1 protein-coding gene and 1 pseudogene are annotated in these 2,664 nt (G+C 71.7%); both read left to right on the top strand.

Translation table 11 applies throughout. The features are described from left to right. A pseudogene (locus ACFU7Y_RS42800) lies at window positions 1–746 on the top strand (phospholipid carrier-dependent glycosyltransferase); the annotation flags it as partial. Window positions 747–933: 187 nt separating this feature from the next. Beyond that, the coding region (locus tag ACFU7Y_RS42795; RefSeq protein ID WP_380771873.1) for a penicillin-binding transpeptidase domain-containing protein at window positions 934–2,664 on the top strand (1,731 nt) is incomplete at its 3' end.

Below are 2,664 nucleotides of genomic sequence, written 5' to 3'. Positions count from 1 at the left end.
GGGACGTGGTGCCGGCCTTCGTCTCGGTCGTCGTGGTCTCGGCCGCGGTCTACGTCGCGTCCTGGTGGGGCTGGTTCGCCAGCAGCACCGCCCCCGGCCAGGGCGGCTGGGGCCGGGACTGGGCGGCCGGGCGCTCCACCGACTTCCCGTGGATACCCGAGGGCCTGCGCGCCCTGTGGCACTACCACTCGACGGTCTACGACTTCCACGTCGGCCTGAGCGACCCGCACACCTACCAGTCCAACCCGTGGTCCTGGCTGGTGCTGGGCCGGCCGGTGTCCTTCTACTACGAGTCCCCCAAGTACGGCCAGGCCGGCTGCACCGCCGCCGACTGCGCCCGCGAGGTGCTGGGCATCGGCACCCCGCTGCTGTGGTGGACGGGCATCGCAGCGCTGGTCTACTGCCTGTGGCGCTGGGCGGCCCGGCGGGACTGGCGGGCGGGCGCGCTGCTCTGCGGCCTGGCCGCCGGCTACCTGCCCTGGTTCGCCTACCAGCAGCGGACGATCTTCCTCTTCTACGCGGTGGTCTTCGTCCCGTTCCTGGTGCTCGCGGTGACGATGCTGATCGGCGCCCTGATCGGCCCGGCCGGCGCCTCCCGGGACCGCCGGATCATCGGCTCCGCGGCGGCCGGCCTGCTGGTCCTGCTGATCGTCTGGAACTTCCTGTTCTTCTTCCCGCTGTTCACCGGGCAGACCATCCCGCTGGAGGACTGGCGCCGACGGATCTGGTTCAACACCTGGATCTGATCCGCCGCCCCGTGCGCACCGGGTTCCCGCGAACCGTCCGTATGCGGTGCACGGCACGTACCAGATCCGTCACAAGTCCCGGGCGATTCGCCGGCGCACCGATCCGCGCTGCCTAGGGTGGGGGGGTACCGCGTTTCCGGCCCCGGCCGGTTGCGCCCGGCCGCGAGACCCCTGGGGGAACTCCACCATGCGCAGTGGCGCGAAGATCGGCATCATCACCGGCGTGTCCATCGCCGTCCTCGCGGGCGGCGGCTACGGCGCGTACAGCCTGATGAGCGACTCGGGCGGGTCCGGCGGCAAGAAGCCCCGTACGGTGGTCGCCGAACCGCCGTCGGCCGAGCAGGCGGCAGCCGGGTTGAAGGACTTCCTGACGGCCTGGGCGGCCGGCGACATCGCCAAGGCGGCCTCGCTGACCGACGACCCGGCCGCGGCCACCGCCGCCCTGACCGCCTTCAGGGACCAGGTCAAGCCGAGCGCGCTGACCCTCACCCCGTTCGGCCCGACCACCCAGCAGGTCTTCGCCGCCGCCACCGGCACCCCCGCCCCGGCCGCCAAGCCCTCCGCCGGGGCCTCCGCGACGCCGGGTGCGACTGACTCGCCGTCCGCCACCGCCACGCCCGGGCCCACCGGCACGCTGATGTCCTACAAGGCGCGCGCCGAGTTCGCCGGCACCAACCGGGCCTGGGACTACCAGGGCTTCCTGGGCGTCGTGAAGATGAGCGACAACACCCCGGCCGTGCACTGGGCCCCGTCGGTGATCCACCCCCACCTGTCCGGCAACGAGACCATCGCCGTCCAGCCGGTCTACTCCCCGCCGTCCACCGTGGTCGACCGCAACGGCAAGCCGGTCCAGGGCGCCTCGCTCACCCCGGCACTGATGAACACCCTCCAGGAGAACGCCAACAAGCTGCTGCCGCCGGACCCGGCCAAGGAGCAGGACGCGGGCAGCGCGGTGGTGATCTCCGACCCGGCCGGCAAGGGCGCCGTGGACAAGCTGTTCACCATCGTCGAGCCGAAGCCGGGCAAGCCGTTCAAGGTGACCATCGACAACACCCTCCAGGCCGCCGCCGAGAAGGCGATGACCGACCTGGGCGGCAAGCCCGGCTCCATCGTCGCGATCGAGCCGAGCACCGGTCAGGTGCTGGCCTTCGCCAACTCGCCGTCCAACGGCCAGAACCGGGCCTTCACCGGGCTGCTCGCACCGGGCTCGACGATGAAGATCGTCACCTCGGCGGCGCTGCTGGAGGCCGGGGTCAACCCGGACACCGTGGTGGCCTGCCCGGAGAAGAGCGGCAACGCGCACCCGATCCCGAACTCCTTTCCGGGCGCCTTCCCGAACAACACGCTCCAGCAGGACTTCATGATGTCCTGCAACACGGCCTTCATCAATCAGGGCCTGGCCAGCCTGAAGCCGACCAGCCTCGCCGGCGAGGCCAAGGACGTCTTCGGCATCGGCCTGGAGTGGAAGACCGGCCTGCCCAACGCCGACGGCCGGGTGCCGGACCCGGGCACCAACAAGGACGAGCAGTCGATGAACTACATCGGCCAGGGCAAGGTCCAGATGAACCCGCTGGCCATCGCCTCGGTCACCGCCACCGTGCAGAGCGGCGAGTTCAAGCAGCCGATCCTGGTCGCCGAGCTGCCGCAGCAGAAGGCCGCCCGACCGCTCTCCCCGGACGTGGCCGGCAAGCTGAAGGCGATGATGGCGGCCACCGCCTCCGGCGGCACCGCCAAGGAGGTGATGGCCGGCATCACCGACAACGCGGGCGCCAAGACCGGCTCCGCCGAGGTCGCCGGCGTCGACGTCACCAACAGCTGGTTCACCGCCTACCGCGGCAACATCGCGGTGGCCGCCGAGGTGCAGGGCGGCGGCCACGGCGTGGACGCGGCCGGCCCGGCCGTCGCCTCCATCCTGAAG

Origin of the sequence: Kitasatospora sp. NPDC057542, assembly GCF_042801945.1 — a bacterium.
Taxonomy (GTDB): Bacteria; Actinomycetota; Actinomycetes; order Streptomycetales; family Streptomycetaceae; genus Kitasatospora.
This window is presented reverse-complemented; position numbering and strand designations above follow the sequence as displayed.